16 protein-coding genes are annotated in these 16,184 nt (G+C 62.3%); 7 read left to right on the forward strand and 9 right to left on the reverse strand.

All coding sequences use genetic code 11. The annotated features are described in order from the left end of the window. Positions 1-97: 97 nt before the first annotated feature. Together LVD08_RS18430 and yedA are read right to left on the reverse strand one after the other, a co-directional pair. On the reverse strand, positions 98-1,435 hold the full coding sequence (locus LVD08_RS18430) for a DEAD/DEAH box helicase (protein ID WP_247268878.1): 1,338 nt from the start codon (positions 1,433-1,435) through the stop codon (positions 98-100). A 65-nt stretch (positions 1,436-1,500) separates the two neighbouring features. Further along, a complete protein-coding gene (yedA, locus tag LVD08_RS18435; protein ID WP_247268879.1) occupies positions 1,501-2,442 on the reverse strand; it encodes a drug/metabolite exporter YedA in 942 nt (313 codons plus the stop codon). 163 nt (positions 2,443-2,605) lie between these two features. On the opposite strand from yedA, the gene LVD08_RS18440 reads away from it, so the two are divergent. Next, positions 2,606-3,058 (forward strand): Lrp/AsnC family transcriptional regulator, encoded by a 453-nt coding sequence (locus LVD08_RS18440; protein ID WP_247268880.1) that lies wholly within the window; start codon positions 2,606-2,608, stop codon positions 3,056-3,058. 134 nt (positions 3,059-3,192) lie between these two features. Here the strand turns inward: LVD08_RS18440 and LVD08_RS18445 are convergent, their stop codons facing one another. The 3 genes from LVD08_RS18445 to LVD08_RS18455 all read right to left on the reverse strand — a co-directional run bounded on the left by LVD08_RS18445 (position 3,193) and on the right by LVD08_RS18455 (position 5,307). Next, positions 3,193-3,798 carry a 3'-5' exonuclease gene (locus LVD08_RS18445; RefSeq protein WP_247268881.1) on the reverse strand — a complete coding sequence of 202 codons (606 nt, stop codon included), beginning with the start codon at positions 3,796-3,798 and terminating at the stop codon, positions 3,193-3,195. Positions 3,799-3,838: 40 nt separating this feature from the next. After that, a complete protein-coding gene (locus LVD08_RS18450; RefSeq protein ID WP_041065128.1) occupies positions 3,839-4,318 on the reverse strand; it encodes an NYN domain-containing protein in 480 nt (159 codons plus the stop codon). A 230-nt stretch (positions 4,319-4,548) separates the two neighbouring features. Then, complete coding sequence (locus LVD08_RS18455) at positions 4,549-5,307, reverse strand: DUF2076 domain-containing protein (protein ID WP_096795265.1); 759 nt, start codon at positions 5,305-5,307, stop codon at positions 4,549-4,551. Between the two features lie 178 nt (positions 5,308-5,485). On the opposite strand from LVD08_RS18455, the gene LVD08_RS18460 reads away from it, so the two are divergent. Beyond that, positions 5,486-6,160 carry a YciC family protein gene (locus LVD08_RS18460; protein WP_139054430.1) on the forward strand — a complete coding sequence of 225 codons (675 nt, stop codon included), beginning with the start codon at positions 5,486-5,488 and terminating at the stop codon, positions 6,158-6,160. A 74-nt stretch (positions 6,161-6,234) separates the two neighbouring features. After that, on the forward strand, positions 6,235-7,314 hold the full coding sequence (locus LVD08_RS18465) for an endonuclease/exonuclease/phosphatase family protein (protein WP_247268882.1): 1,080 nt from the start codon (positions 6,235-6,237) through the stop codon (positions 7,312-7,314). 161 nt (positions 7,315-7,475) lie between these two features. Here the strand turns inward: LVD08_RS18465 and hrpB are convergent, their stop codons facing one another. After that, on the reverse strand, positions 7,476-9,995 hold the full coding sequence (gene hrpB / locus LVD08_RS18470; protein ID WP_247268883.1) for an ATP-dependent helicase HrpB: 2,520 nt from the start codon (positions 9,993-9,995) through the stop codon (positions 7,476-7,478). Between the two features lie 109 nt (positions 9,996-10,104). Between hrpB and LVD08_RS18475 the strand changes: the two genes are divergently transcribed. Beyond that, the gene (locus tag LVD08_RS18475) at positions 10,105-10,524 is read left to right on the forward strand and encodes a polyribonucleotide nucleotidyltransferase (RefSeq protein WP_247268884.1); all 420 of its coding nucleotides are present in this window, start codon (positions 10,105-10,107) and stop codon (positions 10,522-10,524) included. Between the two features lie 9 nt (positions 10,525-10,533). Continuing rightward, the gene (locus LVD08_RS18480) at positions 10,534-11,442 is read left to right on the forward strand and encodes a cation diffusion facilitator family transporter (RefSeq protein WP_098965762.1); all 909 of its coding nucleotides are present in this window, start codon (positions 10,534-10,536) and stop codon (positions 11,440-11,442) included. On the opposite strand, the gene LVD08_RS18485 is transcribed toward LVD08_RS18480, so the two are convergent. Continuing rightward, the gene (locus LVD08_RS18485) at positions 11,436-12,476 is read right to left on the reverse strand and encodes a DUF6515 family protein (RefSeq protein ID WP_096795269.1); all 1,041 of its coding nucleotides are present in this window, start codon (positions 12,474-12,476) and stop codon (positions 11,436-11,438) included. The two genes, LVD08_RS18480 and LVD08_RS18485, sit on opposite strands and share 7 nt — an antisense overlap. Before the next feature lie 454 nt (positions 12,477-12,930). Here LVD08_RS18485 and LVD08_RS18490 point away from each other — a divergent pair, with 454 nt between their 5' ends. Together LVD08_RS18490 and LVD08_RS18495 are read left to right on the forward strand one after the other, a co-directional pair. After that, on the forward strand, positions 12,931-13,410 hold the full coding sequence (locus LVD08_RS18490; RefSeq protein ID WP_008081091.1) for an Lrp/AsnC family transcriptional regulator: 480 nt from the start codon (positions 12,931-12,933) through the stop codon (positions 13,408-13,410). A gap of 188 nt (positions 13,411-13,598) precedes the next feature. After that, entirely contained in the window at positions 13,599-13,808 is a 210-nt protein-coding gene (locus LVD08_RS18495) for a DUF2788 domain-containing protein (protein ID WP_003228500.1), read from the forward strand. On the opposite strand, the gene LVD08_RS18500 is transcribed toward LVD08_RS18495, so the two are convergent. After that, positions 13,803-14,438: a pseudouridine synthase gene (locus LVD08_RS18500; RefSeq protein WP_247268885.1), complete on the reverse strand. Its 636-nt coding sequence runs from the start codon at positions 14,436-14,438 to the stop codon at positions 13,803-13,805. The two genes, LVD08_RS18495 and LVD08_RS18500, sit on opposite strands and share 6 nt — an antisense overlap. A 72-nt stretch (positions 14,439-14,510) precedes the next feature. Continuing rightward, positions 14,511-16,010 carry an AMP nucleosidase gene (amn, locus tag LVD08_RS18505; protein ID WP_247268886.1) on the reverse strand — a complete coding sequence of 500 codons (1,500 nt, stop codon included), beginning with the start codon at positions 16,008-16,010 and terminating at the stop codon, positions 14,511-14,513. Positions 16,011-16,184 lie beyond the last annotated feature (174 nt).

Genomic DNA, 16,184 nt, shown 5'->3' on the forward strand with positions numbered 1-16,184 from the left:
CAGCTTGCCATCCACCCCTCTCACCCCAGAGTTTATTCCCTTACTCAGACACAAGCGGGCTTGCTCGCGAAGGCGCCTTTACAGACAGCGCATCAAATCAAGGCTTGCGCTTACGCGGCCCGGTATTGAACACCGGCACTTTACGCACAGGCTTGATCGACGGCTCCGGCGCCTGGGTGTCGCCACTGTCGACCCACTTGCCCAGATTGCGCTTGCCACCGCCGCCGGATGCTTTCGGCTTTTTCGGTTTCTTCGGCTTCTTGATCACCTGACCGCTGGCATCGGTATCCGGCACGCGGTGCTCGGGTTCGAAGTCCGGCTCGTTCTGGCGCTTCAGGGTCTGACGCGTGAGCATCTCGATTGCCGAAAGCATGTTCACTTCATCCGCGCACACCAGCGAGATCGCCTCGCCCGTCGCACCGGCACGGCCAGTACGACCGATGCGGTGGATGTAATCCTCGGCGACGATCGGCAAGTCGAAGTTGACCACCAGCGGCAAATCTTCGATATCCAGACCACGGGCAGCGACGTCGGTCGCCACCAGAATCTGCACTTCACTGAGTTTGAAACGATCCAGCGCACGTTGACGGGTCGCCTGCGGTTTGTCGCCATGGATGCCGTCGGCGTTCACACCGAGGCCCTGGAGTTTTTCCACCAGCGCATCGACGCCATTGCGGGTCTTGGCGAACACCAGCACCTGCTTCCACTTGTTCTTGCGCATCAAGTGCACGAACAGTTCCGGCTTGCGCTTCTTGTCCACCGTCACCACCCACTGTTTGACGGTGTTGGCCGCGACGTTGCGCGGACTGACTTCGATGCTCAGCGGATCGTTGAGCATCTGCCCGGCCAGCAGTCGGATGTCATCGGAGAAGGTCGCGGAGAACAGTAGCGTCTGGCGCTTCTTCGGCAACATGCGGTAAATGTTCGCCAGTTCTTCGGAGAAGCCCAGGTCGAGCATGCGGTCGGCTTCGTCGAGCACCAGAGTTTGCAACTGATCGAGTTTCAACGCGTTCTGGCGGAACAGGTCGATCAGGCGACCCGGCGTGGCGACCAGCACATCAACGCCGCCGCACAGCTTCATCATCTGCGGGTTGATGCTGACGCCGCCGTACACCGCATACGTGCGCAATGGCAGGTTTTCAGCGTATTGGCGCACCGACTCATGAACCTGCTCCGCCAGCTCGCGGGTCGGCACCAGAATCAGTGCACGCGCCGAATTGGCGGCCACTTTCGGCCCTTCCATGGCCAGCAACTGCAGCAGCGGCAAGGCGAAACCGGCGGTCTTGCCGGTGCCGGTCTGGGCCGCAGCCATCAGGTCGCGACCGGCCAGCACGGCCGGAATGGCTTGCGCCTGAACCGGCGTTGGAGTCTGGTAGCCGAGCTTCTCGAGGGAGCGCAGCAAGGGTTCGATCAGGCCAAGGGTGGCGAAAGTCATGGGAGTACCGTAGGAAAAATCAGCGCGGTTGCGCAAAACAAGGGTGCAATGGCGCGCAGTTTACCCTAATTCACACGTTGCTCTGCTGGAATGGCGGTCTTCGGCGTCTCCACGACGAGCGGCTGCGCCGGCCGCCGCCACTGCGGCAGACCGATCAACACCACGGCACTGATGATCACCAGCATCGCCAGCGCCTCTTCCATGCCGATGGTCTCGCCGACAAACACGATCCCCAGCAACACCGCCACCGCCGGGTTGACGTAGGCATAGCTGGTGGCCGCTGCCGGACGCACGTGTTTGAGCAGGTACATGTAGGAATTGAAAGCGATGATCGAGCCGAAGAAGATCAGATAACCCAGGGCCAGCCAGCCTTCCACCGGCGGTATGGCTTGCAGGTGCTCGCCGCTCACTGCGCTGCCGATCAACAGCACCACGCCACCCACCAGCATCTCCACGGCACTGGCCATTGCCCCTTGCGGCAACGGCAGATGCTTGCTCCACACCGAGCCGAACGCCCAGGTCGCCGCTGCAAAAACCAGCAACGCCGCGCCCAGCGGGCTCGATTGCAGGTTGGAACCCATGTTGAGCATAGCGATGCCGACAATCCCCAACGCCACCCCGGCCCACTCCAGGCGCGTATTGCGCGCGCCCCAGAAATACCCGAAGAGCAACGTGAACAGCGGCACCGTCGCCACCGCCAGTGCCGCCACGCCGGAAGCCACGCCAGTATGCTCGGCGACACTGACCGCGCCGTTACCAAAACTGAGCAACAGAATCCCGATGATCCCCGCCGCTTTCCATTGCGCCCAGGTCGGCGCCGGTGCCCCGCGCCAGCGCAGGAAGGCGTACATCAGGCTGCCGGCAATCACGAAACGCACCCCGCCGAGCATCAGTGGCGGCCAGTATTCGACGCCGAGGCGGATCACCAGATAGGTCGATCCCCAAATCACATACAGCGCGAAAAACGCGGCGATCAACGGCAAGGAAAAACGGCGCAAGGCAGGCATGGGCAGCTCGACAGTCAGAGGCAGGGTGTGAATTATTCTAGAAAGGCCCGCGAGCAAAAATAAGCTACAAAACCTGTTTATCGCGCCGGTACACTTTTGAAACAACGGAGATCGACGGGATAAACCACGATTTCGAAAGTCTGGCAATTTCAGGAGTCCGGCCTTGGACAAATACGACCGCATGCTGCTCAGCGCCCTGTTGGAAAACGGTCGCGCGTCCTACGCCGATCTCGCGCGCAAATTGAACCTGTCCGCCCCGGCAGTGGCCGAGCGCGTGGCCAAGCTTGAAGCCGTCGGCGTGATCACCGGGTATCAGGCGAACATCGACCTGTCGAAAATCGGCTTGCCGATCCAGTGCATGATCGAATTGCGCCTGCACCAGAACGGCAGCCAGAAGGTCTACGACGAACTGGTGAAAATCCCGCAACTGACCGAGTGCTTTCGGGTGACGGGCGATCCGTGCGTGATGATGAAAGGCGCGGTGGGCTCGATGACGGAGCTGGAAGAATTGATCAATCGCGTGGCGAAGTTCGGCTTCAGCAAGACCTCGATTGTGCTGTCGAGCGCAATCGAGAAGCGCGTGCCGCTGGGCCATATCGAAAGCAATGGCAAATAATTCAGCCCACCACAAACCCACTGTAGGAGTGAGCCTGCTCGCGATAGCGGTGTGTCAGTCACCGATAATGTCGAATGACAGACCGCCATCGCGAGCAGGCTCACTCCTACAAGGATGTTGTGTTGGGTTCGGGATCAGCGGTAGCGCAGCAGGTGTTCGCTGACTTTCGCGGCCGGGACTTTCTGCAATTTGCACAGCAGGTCGTGGTTCAGCTCCCGCACCCCATGCTTGTGCCGCAGTTCTTCAGCCAGATGCGCCATCAGGTTGGCCGCCATCTCGGCATCCGCCATCGCCCTGTGCGCCTGGCCGGTGTGTGGCAGGCGGGCGAACGTGGTCAGGGTGCCGAGCTTGTGGTTCGGCGCCGTCGGCATCAGGCGTCGGGCAAGCAGCAACGAACAGGCGAAGTTCTGCAATCGGGTGCGTTTGATCCGCCCCAGCTCGAAGTCCCAGAACTTCTGGTCGAACGAGGCGTTGTGCGCCACCAGCGGGGTGCAGCCGACGAATTCGTTGACCTCTTCCATGACCCGCTCGGCCGACGGTGCACTGCGCAGCATGGCGTTGCTGATGCCGGTCAGTTGTTCGATGAACGCAGGAACGCGCACGCCGGCGTTCATCAGGCTCTGGTAACGCTCGACGATACGGCCGTTTTCCAGCATGACCACGGCGATTTCCGTGGCGCGGCAGCTGCTGTTCGGCGACAGGCCGGTGGTTTCAAAGTCGATGACTGCAATGCGTTCCAAACCGGGTTCAACTCCGTTCAAATCAATTCTTGAGCAACGCTCAGTTTTTCAACAGCAGTGCGCCTTCGATCGGCACATAACGGCTGGCGGCGCGGATCAGCGAGTTGGCGGTCAGGCCGGGCACGCCATAGGCGACCGCTTGCACGCCATGTTTGCTGATGATGCGCTCAAGCAGCATGTCGAAGTCGCCGTCACCGGAGGCCAGGACGATTTCGTCGACATGGTCGGCGGCGTCCATGATGTCGAGGGTGATGCCCACGTCCCAGTCGCCCTTGGCCGAGCCGTCGCTGCGCTGGATATAGGGTTTGAGCTTCACGGTGAAACCGAGGTTGCGCAGGATCTGCTGGAACTGCTGCTGCTTGCTGTCGCCACGGTCGATTGCGTAGGCGTAGGCCTCGACAATCTGCCCGTGTTTGCTCACATCCGCCCACAGCGCGGCATAGTTGAAATGGCAACCATAGGCCTGACGCACGGTGTAGTAGAGGTTCTGCACATCGGCGAACACTGCGATTTTTTTCACCGGGATTCCTGTGAGCGCATAGCGCACGAAGCGGGATCAGGCGCCTGGCCCGAAAAAGGCGCTCAGTATGCCAGTAAAAAGCAGTGTGGCGAGGGAGCTTGTCGAATCGTCGCACCGTCCCGCTGGGTTGCGCAGCGACCCTGTCTTTTAAAAGAAGGGCCTGCTGCGCAGTCCAGCGGGAGCAAGCTCCCTCGCCACAGAAACGGTGTTGCCTGGTGCCTGACCGTTAGTCAGACAAACGAATCGTCGTCATCGAAGAACGACGAGTTGTCATCGCTGTAGTCGGTGTCAGTGAATCCGCCCTGGTCATTGCCAGAGAAACCGTTATCGGCCACACGCTGGTCATTGCCCCAGTCGTTACCGCTCTGGTCGGCCACTTGCGCTGGCTCTTCCTTGATCACTTCAACGATTTCTTCGGGCTGCTGGTTGTGATGGAACAGGCTGCTGATGCCCTGCGCCAGCATCACGCCACCGGCCACGCCAGCGGCAGTTTTCAGAGCGCCGCCGAGGAAGCTGCTGCCCGCAGCCGGAGCTGCTTGCTGCGCGTAGTTGGGCGGTGGTGCGGCATAGTTCTGTTGTGGTGCTGGCGCAGCGTAGTTCTGCTGCGGTGCCGGCTCACGCCAGCCGCCGGTAGAAGCCGGAGCGCTCTGGGTCGGCGCTGGACGCGAGCTGCCGCCGCCGAAGATGCTCGACAGGAAACCACCGCCGCCGCTTGGCGCCGGGGCCGCGCTCTGGGACTTGGCCGCTTGCAGTTCAGCCTGCAATTGCTGGACTTGCCGGGTCAGCTGCTTGTTCTGTTCGTCGAGGCTCTTGATGGCCGCCTCTTGCACCAGAATCGCCTGGGTCATGAAATAACCTGCCGCCGGCTGGCGGGTCAGGTGTTCCTTGATCCGCGCCTCGGCCTGGGCATCGCGCGGGGCTGCCTCCGTTTCGGCCTGTTGCAGCCGGGAAAACAGTCCATCGATCAGGGTTTGCTCTTCGCTGTTCATGGCGACCTCGTAGATTGCCGGGGATAACGTTGCCCGTGTCCACTGTGGACATGGCGCTCCTCTGTAATGGAGGCAGTGACAGGATGTTTCAACGACCTTTACCGAATGTTTACGTTTGTGTCCGCCCGCCCATCATCGGTTAAAGTGAGCCACTGTTTTCGACCTGCGATACCGACTGATGAATGCCTTCGATGTACTGCGCGACTCTCTGTATTTTTTCAAACGCCACCTGGCCAGCATCGTGCAGTTATGCCTGCCGCTGGTGATCTTCGAGGCGGCGCTGCAACAAGTGGTGGATCACGTCACCGACCCGGACAGTTTCTCCGCCGCCAGCGTGGTCGTCGGTCTGCTGGTGTATCCGCTGTACACCGCCGCGCTGATTCTGTTCCTCGATGCTCGCACCCGTGGCGAAGCTCCGCGCAACCTCGACCTGCTGGCGATGTCCGCGCGCCTGTGGCCGCGTTTCGCTCTGCTCACGGCGCTCAATACCTTGCTGATTCTGCTGGGGTTGTCGCTGTATTTCCTGCCGGGGCTGATGCTGATGGTCATGCTCGCATTCGCTGAATACCTGCTGGTGTTGCGCGGTATGGGGCCGTTGCAGGCGATGAAGGAAAGTCTGCGCCTGACGCGTGGGCATTTCTGGCGGATCCTGCTGTGCATTCTGTGTGTAATGGGGCCGCTGTGGCTGCTCAAGGGCGCGACCCTGGCGGCGTACCCCGACCCACAGAATCCGCTGATCGCGGTAATGATCGACAGCGCGCACAGTTTCCTGCAGCTGTTCACCAGTGTGGTGCTGTTCCGCCTGTTCATGCTGATCAGCGAATTGCCTGACAAACGTACCGGAGCGGTCTGACTTCGCGACCCTTGGGCCAAGGCTCTGCGGTCAGGTATGCTCGGAGCCACTTTTGTAACGCGATAAGCCGAGCCATGCCCCGTCTGCTGCGCTACACCCTGTTGCTGATTGTGCTCGCCATCGCCGTGATCGGCGGGCTGCTCTACAGCCTGACCTGGCGCCCCGGCGCGCGGGAAACCCTGCCGGTCGCCTGCACCGGTACGCCGCCGACCCTGGTGCCGGGGCAAGCGCTGAAAGTCATGACCTGGAACGTGCAGTACCTGGCGGGCAAGCGCTATGTGTTCTGGAACGATCTCGCCCAAGGCGCCGATGAAGCACCATCCCCGGAGGACATGGCCTTCAGTCTCGACGAAGTGGCGCGGGTGATTCGCGACGAGCAGCCCGACGTGGTGCTGCTGCAGGAGCTGGATGACGGCGCCAAGGCCAGCGATTACCAGAATCAGCTCAAGCTGCTGCAGGAACGGGTCACCGATCTCTACCCGTGCAGCGCCCATGCCTTCGACTGGAAAGCCGAGTTCGTCCCCGACCCGCACATCTTCGGCAGCGTTGGCCGGCAATTGGTGACCCTGAGCCGTTACCGCATCGAACACGCCGAACGCCTGCAATTGCCGGTGCCCCCGGCGAATTTCATCTCCCGCCAGTTCCAACCCAAAGACGCCCTGCTCGCCACCAAACTGCCGCTGAGCGACGGCGGGCAACTGACGGTGTTCAACACCCATCTGGATCGCGCCAGCCAACCGGACGAGACCTTGCAGGCGCAAGTGACAGCGGTGACCAAGGTACTCGACAAGTACGAAAGCCAGGGCCTGCCGTGGCTGATCGGCGGCGACTTCAATCTGTTGCCGCTGGGCCAGTATCAGCGTCTGCCCGCCGAGCAGCGCACGCCCTACTCGATCGACAGCGCGCTGCATCTGTTGTGGGACAAGTACCCGATGATCCCGACCAACAACGAAGCCAGCGGCATCGACCGCGCCCACTGGCTGACCCACTACCCCAACGACCCCGGCCTGAATGGCCCGGATCGCACCGTGGACTATCTCTTCTACAGCCCGAAAATCAAACGGGTCGAAGCGAGGGTGCGCCAGGACGATACGTTGCGCATTTCCGATCACTTGCCGGTGATTGCGCGGTTCCTGCTGCCCGCAGCCCCGTAGCCAGTTAACACGATATCCCCCTGTGGGAGCGGGCTTGCTCGTGAAAGCGCCGTGTCAGTTGATGCATCCGTGCCTGGCGCACCGCCTTCGCGAGCAAGCCCGCTCCCACAATAGATTGATGTCGTACCGTGATTGGTTGGCAGGCTGCGATGTTTTGCTCTTCAGGTGCCGCGCGGCTTGGCCCGCGCGGTCGCCTCGGCCACCAACGGATCATCCGGCCAATAATGCTTCGGATAGCGCCCCTTGAGATCCTTCTTCACCTCGGCATAGGTGCTGCGCCAGAAGTTGGCCAGATCCTGCGTCACCTGCACCGGCCGCCGTGCCGGGGACAACAGGTGCAGCTTGACCACTTGCCGGCCGCCGGCAATTCGCGGCGTCTCGGCGAGGCCGAACAACTCCTGCAGACGCACCGCGAGAATCGGCGGAGACTCGCTGTAATCCAGACGAATCGATGACCCCGACGGCACGCTGATGTGATGCGGCGCCAGCTCATCAAGCCTCTGCGGCAACGGCCACGGCAGCAGATTGCGGACGATGCTCGACAGGTCCAGATTGGCGAAATGGCTGAGCCGCGAGACCTTGCCCAGGTAAGGCATTAACCAATGCTCGAGAGTGTTCAGCAACGTTGCATCGCTGACATCCGGCCATTGGCTTTCGGCCTGAGCGTTCAGATCCAGTTGCCGCAGCAACGCGACCCGCGCCTGCCACTGGCGCAACTCCGGCGTCCATGGCAACAACTCCAGCCCCTTGCGCCGCACCAGATTGACCAGCGCCTGACTGCGCGCCGCTTCGTCGAGACCGGTCAACGGTTCGCGGCTGAGGATCAGTTCGCCAACCTTGCGCTGACGCTCGGCGCGCAGCACGCCTTCGCGCTCGTCCCAGTCCAGTTGATCGACAGCGTGCACTTGCTCGGCGAGCACCGAATCGAACAGCGCCGGATCGAAATCCGCTGCCAGATAAATCCGTTCCTCACGCTGGCCCTGACGACTGCCGAGATCAGCAATCACAATCCACGGCTCCTTCATCAGGCTGTCGGCTTCGGCGAACAGTGCTGCGCGACCATTGGCCAGACGATATTCGGCGCCACCGGCACGCCGCTGCTGGGCAACCCGATCCGGGTAAGCCAGCGCCAGCAGCGCACCGAGCCAGCGCGGATGATCGGGATCGCTGACCGGCGCGCTGGCCTTGCCGCGCAGGTAACCGCGATATTGCCGCGCCAGTTGCCGGGCACGCTGCACGCCGCCCTGAGCACCGCGTGCCGCGCGCTCTTCGCCGGAGAGCAGCACCAGGCGGCTGTGCAGATCGGCCCCGGCGCCGCGCAAAATATCGCGCTCGCCGAGCAGTGCCGCGACGTCGCACGCCATGTTCGCCAGCCCCAACGCCTGACCGCGCAGCAACAGATGGGCGATGCGCGGATGCGCCGGCAATTCGGCCATGGCCTGACCGTGGGACGTCAACACCTCGCCTTCAAGTGCGCCCAGGCGCTGCAACAAATCCTGCGCCTGGGCGTAGGCTGCTGCCGGCGGAATATCGAGCCAGACCAGTTCGCCCGGAGTCACGCCCCAGCGTCCGAGTTGCAGCGCCAGACTCGCCAGATCCGCCGACAGTATTTCGGCACTGCCGTAAGCGGCGAGTTGCTCGTGCTGATCCTGCGACCACAAGCGGTAACACACACCCGGCTCCAGACGTCCGGCCCGGCCCGCACGCTGGGTGGCGCTGGCCCTGGAAATGCGCTGAGTATCGAGGCGGGTCATGCCGCTGCCGGGGTCGAAACGCGGCACCCGCGCCAGCCCGGCGTCGATTACCACGCGCACGCCGTTGATGGTCAGGCTGGTCTCGGCGATGTTGGTCGCCAGCACCACTTTGCGCTGGCCGGCCGGCGCCGGGTCGATAGCCGCGCGTTGGGCATTCAGGTCCAGTTCGCCGTGCAATGGGCAGAGCAATACGTCTTTACGCTCGCCGATGGCATCGCTCAGTTGCTGATGCACCCGACGGATTTCCGCCTGCCCCGGCAAGAACACCAGCAGGCTGCCGGTTTCATCGTGCAACGCTTCGAGGACGGTCTGGGTCACGCGCTGGTCGATGTATTCGCCGGGCTGGAACGGTCGCCCCCAGCGCATCGTCACCGGGTACATGCGCCCTTCGCTGCGCAGGATCGGCGCGTCATCCAGCAACCCGGCCAGACGCTCGCCTTCCAGCGTGGCGGACATCAGCAGAATCTTCAGCGGCTGTTCAGCGCGGAACAGTTCACGACCGTTCAAACTCAGGGCCAAGGCCAGATCGGCATCAAGACTGCGTTCGTGAAATTCGTCGAAGATCAGCAAACCCACGCCTTCCAGCGCCGGATCATCCTGCAGACGCCGGGTGAGAATCCCCTCGGTGACCACTTCGATACGGGTATTGGGGCCGACCTTGCTGTCGAGACGGATGCGATAGCCGACCGTTTCACCGACCTTCTCACCCAGTTCGCTGGCCAACCGTTCGGCAGCGGCTCGCGCGGCGAGACGCCGTGGTTCGAGCATCAGAATGGTCTGCCCGGCCAGCCACGCTTCATCGAGCAAGGCTAAAGGCACGCGGGTGGTTTTACCGGCGCCGGGCGGTGCTTCGAGCACGGCTTCGTGGCGTGTCGCCAACGCTTCACGCAGGGCGGGTAAAACTTCATCGATCGGCAAAGAAATCATGCTGGCTCCCAAACAGAGCGGCGAGTATAACGGCGAACTGCCAAGCGTTCGTCAGGGTCTTAACTTCACAAGACGAAGCTTCGTTAATAGATGACTCAGGAGATTTTCCATGCGCTTACCTTCTCGCCTGATCGGCGGTGTTCTGGTTGCCACCCTGCTCACTCAACTCACGGCCTGCGGTTCGATTTTCTACCCGGACCGTCGCGGTCAGATCGACGGCAAGATCGATCCGGCGATTGCCGTGCTCGACGCCGTGGGCCTGCTGTTCTACGTGATTCCAGGGCTGATAGCGTTCGCGGTCGACTTCACCACCGGTGCGATCTATTTCGAACCGGGCCACACCGCTCAGGTCGATCCGGCCAAACTCAAACAAGCCATCGGCCCGGACGGTCAGGTCGATAACCTCAAGTTGCAGGCTATTCTCGAAACAGAACTGGGCCGCAACCTGCCGCTGGACGATCCACGCCTGATCCAGCACAAGGGCAACACTCAACAACTGGCGATGTTTGGCCTGCAACCCGCCGCATAAGGAAATCACATGACCACCAGCCCCGAACACGCCCGCCTGCTGCGGCTGGCAACCCGCGCTTCGGTGGCGGTGGCCTGCACGCTGATCATCGCCAAAGCCATCGCCTGGTGGCTGAGCGGCTCGGTGAGCATGCTCGCCGGCCTCACCGACTCGGCGCTGGATGGCGTCACTTCGCTGCTCAATCTGCTGGCGGTGCATTACGCGCTGCGTCCGGCCGATGACGATCACCGTTACGGCCACGGCAAGGCCGAATCGCTGGCGGGCATGGCGCAGGCGCTGTTTATCGGTGGCAGTGCGGTGCTGATTGCGTTCCAGGCGTATGAACGCATCAAGCAACCGGAGCCGCTGGGCGCGCCGTGGCTGAGCATCGGCGTGATCGTGTTCTCGCTGCTGCTGACCGCCGCGTTGCTGACGCTGCAACATCGGGTGATCAAGCAGACCGGCTCCAACGCCGTGCGCGCCGACTCGCTGCACTACCGTTCGGACATGCTGCTCAACGGCAGCATTCTGATCGCGCTGATTCTCGCCGGCATGGGCTTTCATCAGTTGGACGCATGGTTCGGTCTGGGGATTGCCGGGTACATTTTGTGGAGCGCGATCCAGATCGCCCGGGAAAGTTTTTCGGTGCTGATGGATGAAGAGCTGCCGACGGACGTCAGTCAGCACATGCTCGAACTGGCCTGCGCGGTACCTGGCGTATTGGGCGCGCATGACTTGCGCACACGGATCTCGGGTAACCACTGGTTCGTGCAGCTGCATCTGGAATTGCCGGGAGAGCTGACCTTGTCAGTGGCTCACGGCATCAGCGATCAGGCGGCGGACGCGATTCACGCCGCCTACCCGCGAGCCGAAGTGCTGGTGCACGCCGACCCGCAGGAAGTGGTCAAGACCGAACGGGCGCAAACCCGTATTCAGTAAGACACCTGATAACCGCGACTGCTCAGGCAGTTGCCCTGCGCCTGACGGTAAGCCTGCACCACTTCAGGCGCTGGTTGATAGGTCGCGGTACGCGGGTCGAAACCGCTCTGCTGCACGGCGTATTGGTAGCACTGATAACCGTCCTGCTGCACCTGTTCCGGCGACTGCCCGTTGGCCGGATAGGCCTCGACGTCATAGCCCTGGGATTGCGGCTGCGGTTGCGGCGGTTGCTGCACCGGGGGTTCGACTACGACGTAATCCTGAGTGGCTTCCTGATACGCATAGTAGGAACCGGCAGCGAGGAACAGCAGCGCACCGCCGATCCACACTTCACGGGCATAGTCCGGCAGATACTGGGTGCGAATCCCTCGTGGTGGCTGCACGACGATGTAGCGCGGGCCTTGCGGGCGATACCAGTAGCCGCCGGAATAGAAGTAATCCTGACCGCGATACGGCACGCGGTATTCGCGATCCGGGAAACGGTCGATCACATGCCCCGGACGGTATTGCGGGCCCGGGCCCCAACCGTTGCCATGTCCGTCCGGGCGACCCGGCCAGCGATTGTCATTGGGCCGGTTGCCGGTTTGCCATTGCTGGTTGTGGTAGCCGTTCTGCGGGCGCTCGTCGCGGTAGTAGCCCTGACGCGGCTCCTGAGTCTGGCGCACAGTGTCGGGCCGTGGCTGGATCGGCAGGTTGTTCGACGGGGGCGCCTGATGCACCGGAGCAGGCTGATTGGGCGCGCGGTTCTGGTTCTGCCACTGGCCATTGTTGTGCTGCTGGCCGTTGTGCTCGAACTGGCGGCTGTTGTCGCCCCGAATGATTTCGTTGTTCTGCGGCCGCGGCTGATTTTGCGGCGGCGGATTGTTCTGCCCGTGGGGCTGATGATCGCCCCCATGGCCCTGGTTATTTCCCTGATGCTCAGGGCCGCGTCCACCATTAGGGCTGCGGCTCTCCGGATCGTCGGCGAGCGCTTGCGCACTGACGCTCACACACAGCAAACCAACACCGGCCAGACGCCAGATGCGCGACTTCATGCTTTTCCTCACTGCGGGTATTAAGAGGGCTTGTAGCTAAGACCGGGAATACGCACACCGGGTTCTGCGACAGGTTATCAGTCACGAAACTTATTTATTGAGGAAGGCTGTGCATCGAGGCACAAAAATCGCAGGCAAGAAAAAGGGAGACCCGTCGGCCTCCCTTTAGAGAACTTCGTCCTGGCTCGACGCTTTTGACGTCGGCTCACCTCACGCCGTCTTCTGGACAGTGTGCAGCTCGGGGGCCGGCCCAGCCCCGGTGGGGGTGGCGGCCGCGGCGGGCCTGATTGGGCGGGCCGCAGTGGACTGTGTTACCGAGCAGTGATTCTGGTGATAAGAATAGGCCGCAAGACGCGACAGAGGATTGCGAAGATTGCTCAAATAAACACTGCTTGCGCAATTTTTAACCCTGGATAGATAATCCGCCGCAATAGTTACAACCAAGGACTGATTCATGAGCAAACTCGACCGTTACGACCTGAGTATTTTGGCGGAATTGCAGCGCGACGCCCGCATCTCCAACCAGGAACTGGCCGAGCGCATCGGTCTGTCGCCCTCGCCCTGCTCGCGCCGGGTCAAGCAACTGGAGGACGACGGCTACATCTCGCGCCAGGTCGCCCTGCTCGACCGCAAGATGCTCGGCCTGAGCCTGACGGCCTACGTGCTGATCGGCATGGACCGGCACACACCGGAGCGTTTCGAGAATTTCGAAGCGGCGATCCGCACCCTGCCGCAAGTGCTGGAATGCAGCCTGGTGACCGGCGTGGATGCCGACTATCAGTTGAAAGTGGTGGTGCCGGACATGGACCACTATCAGAAGCTGTTGCTGGGGCATCTGACCCGGATTGAAGGGGTGACCAGCGTGCGTTCGAGTTTTGTACTGAATCAGGTGCTCAACAGCACCGAACTGCCGCTGACGCATCTGCGCAACTGACATCGCCTTCGCGAGCAAGCCCGCTCCCACAGGGGAATGCATTCCAAATGTGGGGGGGGGCTTGCTCGCGGAGGGGCCGGTACAGGCACCCCATAACCCCCGCACACCGACACAGGTCAATGCGGCCCTGCCACCCTCGGCGTATAATCGCCCAGCCCTTTCAGCCCTGTGCGCGCCGGAGATGCCCGATGGATCCAGCAGTATTCGAAGAATGGATGATGACTGGCCTGGTCAGCATCCTGATCATTTTCATGGGTTTCATCGTCTGGGATCTGGCGAAGAAGTCCAAGGCCGGGCGTTTCGGCTCGTTCATTCTGTTCTTCGTCCTGGGCCTGGGCGTGGCTGCGTTCATCATCAAGAGTGTGGTGATCGGCCTGATCGAATCCGGCGCTCTATAACCGCGCCGGCACTTCTTTCCATTGGCCCTGATCGAGCCCTTCAAGCGTCCAGTCGCCAATCCCTACACGCACCAGCCGCAACGTCGGCAGCCCCACCGCTGCGGTCATACGTCGTACCTGACGGTTGCGCCCTTCACGAATCACCAACTCCAGCCAACTGGTCGGCACGCTTTTGCGAAAGCGTACCGGCGGATTGCGTGGCCACAGTTGCGGCTCGTCCAGTTGCCGCGCCTCGGCGGGCAGGGTCATGCCGTCATTCAGCTCAACGCCATCGCGTAAACGCTGCAGTTGCTCGGCCGTCGGCTCGCCCTCGACCTGCACCCAGTACGTCTTCGGCAACTTGTGTTTCGGGTCGGCAATCCGCGCCTGCAACTGGCCGTCGTTGGTCAGCAACAACAAGCCTTCGCTGTCGCGATCAAGGCGTCCGGCCGGATAGATACCGGGCACGTCAATGTAATCCTTGAGCGTCGCCCGCCCGCCTTCGTCGCTGAACTGCGTCAGCACATCGAACGGTTTGTTGAACAGGATCAACTTCGGCTCGGCCGGCGGCGCTTTGGCGACACGACGTGGAGCCGAGGAGGATGGCTTCGCACCGGGACGGCGGGAAGGTGGGCGCGGGGGACGGGACATGGGCAAAACAATATCTGGCGATCTGGGCTGACAATGCTAGTGCCCCGACCGCCAAATGACCACGACTAACCGTTAACGGAACGGCGGCTCGTCGAAGCTGCGCAGTTTGCGCGAGTGCAGCGAGTTGAGTTCGGTGCGCAGCAGATCCACCGCCGCGATGCCGATCTTCAAGTGTTGGCTGACCGCGCGCTCGTAGAAGGCGTTGGCCGAACCCGGCAGCTTGATTTCACTGTGCAGCGGTTTGTCCGAGACGCACAGCAACGTGCCGTAGGGCACTCGCAGGCGATAACCCTGGGCGGCGATGGTGCCGCTTTCCATGTCCACCGCCACGGCGCGGGACAGGTTGATCAGCGGACGTTCCTGCGCCCAGCGCAGTTCCCAGTTGCGGTCGTCGTAGGTCAGCACGGTGCCGGTGCGCAGGCGTTTTTTCAGCTCCTCGCCCTTCTCGCCGGTGATATTGGCCGCGGCTTGTTGCAGCGCCAGTTGCACTTCGGCCAGTGCCGGGATCGGAATGTTCGGCGGCACCACGCGGTCGAGAATCCCGTCGCGACGCATGTAGGCATGGGCCAGCACGTAGTCGCCGATGGTCTGCGACTGACGCAGCCCGCCGCAGTGACCGATCATCAGCCAGCAATGCGGGCGCAGCACCGCCAGGTGGTCGGTGATGTTCTTGGCGTTGGACGGGCCGACGCCGATGTTGACCAGGGTCACACCGTGGCCGTCATTGGCGATCAGGTGATAGGCCGGCATCTGGTAGCGGTGCCAGACCACGCCAGCGGCGATCGCCGAGGCTTCGCCGTGATCCATGCCCTTCTCGATGATCACGTTGCCCGGCAGCACCATGCGCACGAAACGCGGGTCGTTGCGCAGTTGTTCCAGGCCATGGACGATGAACTGGTCGACGTAGCGGTGGTAGTTGGTCAGCAGAATCCACGGTTGCACATGGCGCCAGTCGCTGCCGGTGTAGTGCACCAGGCGACGCAGGGAAAAGTCGACGCGCGCGGCGTCGAACAGCGCCAGTGGCAGCGGATCGGTGCTTTCCCAGTCGTAGAGACCGTCGGCGATGCCATCAGTGGCGGCGGATAGGTCGGTACTCGGGAACACCCGCGCCAGCACCGCAGCGGTAACGCCGGAGCCGGCCAGCTCATCGCCCTGCTCGACCACGTACGGGTACGGAATGTTCTGTTGGCTGACACCGACTTCCACGGTCACGGTGAAGTCGTGCATCAACGGCACCAGTTGTTCCAGCAGGTATTTGCGGAACGCCTTGGGATGGGTGACGGTGACGCTGTAGGTGCCCGGCAGTTGCACCTTGGCGTAGGCGCGGGTGGTCTGTGGGACTTCGCCCTGACACAGGTAGGTCAGACGCAGTTCGGGGTAACGAAACAGAGCACGCTGTTCGGCGTCAGGCTCGACGCGATCCTTGAGGTAACGCTTGAGCGCCGAGTTCAGCGCAGTGGTGGCCCGCTCATGCAGCTCGGCCAGACGATCCACGGCTTGTTCGGCGGTTTGAACGACAATAAACGCTTCGGTCACGATCAGCTTCCTGTGTTCTGACTTGCAGAGCTTCATCTTGCCTGCAACATCGCGTCACGGGAACAGTGGCGTTGTGGCTATATCCAAATCTCCCTATCAATGGAGATCCCCCTGTGGGAGGGGGGTTGCCCGGGGCTGCGGGGAGGCCGTCGCCCCCCCCCTAAGCTGACCCCCCCCCCCCCCCGGGCGGGCCGCCCCCCCCTAAGGGAT

The sequence above is a fragment of the Pseudomonas sp. YL2 genome, from assembly GCF_023063025.1.
Classification (GTDB): Bacteria; Pseudomonadota; Gammaproteobacteria; order Pseudomonadales; family Pseudomonadaceae; genus Aquipseudomonas; species Aquipseudomonas putida_A.

Bases quoted from the DNA above. Each gene is read 5' to 3' on its own strand.
- LVD08_RS18495 (WP_003228500.1), top strand. From the start codon at position 13,599: ATGGATCCAGCAGTATTCGAAGAATGGATGATGACTGGCCTGGTCAGC.
- LVD08_RS18460 (WP_139054430.1), top strand. From the start codon at position 5,486: ATGAATGCCTTCGATGTACTGCGCGACTCTCTGTATTTTTTCAAACGC.
- LVD08_RS18500 (WP_247268885.1), bottom strand. From the start codon at position 14,438: ATGTCCCGTCCCCCGCGCCCACCTTCCCGCCGTCCCGGTGCGAAGCCA.
- LVD08_RS18455 (WP_096795265.1), bottom strand. From the start codon at position 5,307: ATGAACAGCGAAGAGCAAACCCTGATCGATGGACTGTTTTCCCGGCTG.
- yedA (WP_247268879.1), bottom strand. From the start codon at position 2,442: ATGCCTGCCTTGCGCCGTTTTTCCTTGCCGTTGATCGCCGCGTTTTTC.
- LVD08_RS18430 (WP_247268878.1), bottom strand. From the start codon at position 1,435: ATGACTTTCGCCACCCTTGGCCTGATCGAACCCTTGCTGCGCTCCCTC.
- LVD08_RS18480 (WP_098965762.1), top strand. From the start codon at position 10,534: ATGACCACCAGCCCCGAACACGCCCGCCTGCTGCGGCTGGCAACCCGC.
- LVD08_RS18475 (WP_247268884.1), top strand. From the start codon at position 10,105: ATGCGCTTACCTTCTCGCCTGATCGGCGGTGTTCTGGTTGCCACCCTG.
- LVD08_RS18465 (WP_247268882.1), top strand. From the start codon at position 6,235: ATGCCCCGTCTGCTGCGCTACACCCTGTTGCTGATTGTGCTCGCCATC.
- LVD08_RS18485 (WP_096795269.1), bottom strand. From the start codon at position 12,476: ATGAAGTCGCGCATCTGGCGTCTGGCCGGTGTTGGTTTGCTGTGTGTG.
- LVD08_RS18490 (WP_008081091.1), top strand. From the start codon at position 12,931: ATGAGCAAACTCGACCGTTACGACCTGAGTATTTTGGCGGAATTGCAG.
- hrpB (WP_247268883.1), bottom strand. From the start codon at position 9,995: ATGATTTCTTTGCCGATCGATGAAGTTTTACCCGCCCTGCGTGAAGCG.
- amn (WP_247268886.1), bottom strand. From the start codon at position 16,010: ATGAAGCTCTGCAAGTCAGAACACAGGAAGCTGATCGTGACCGAAGCG.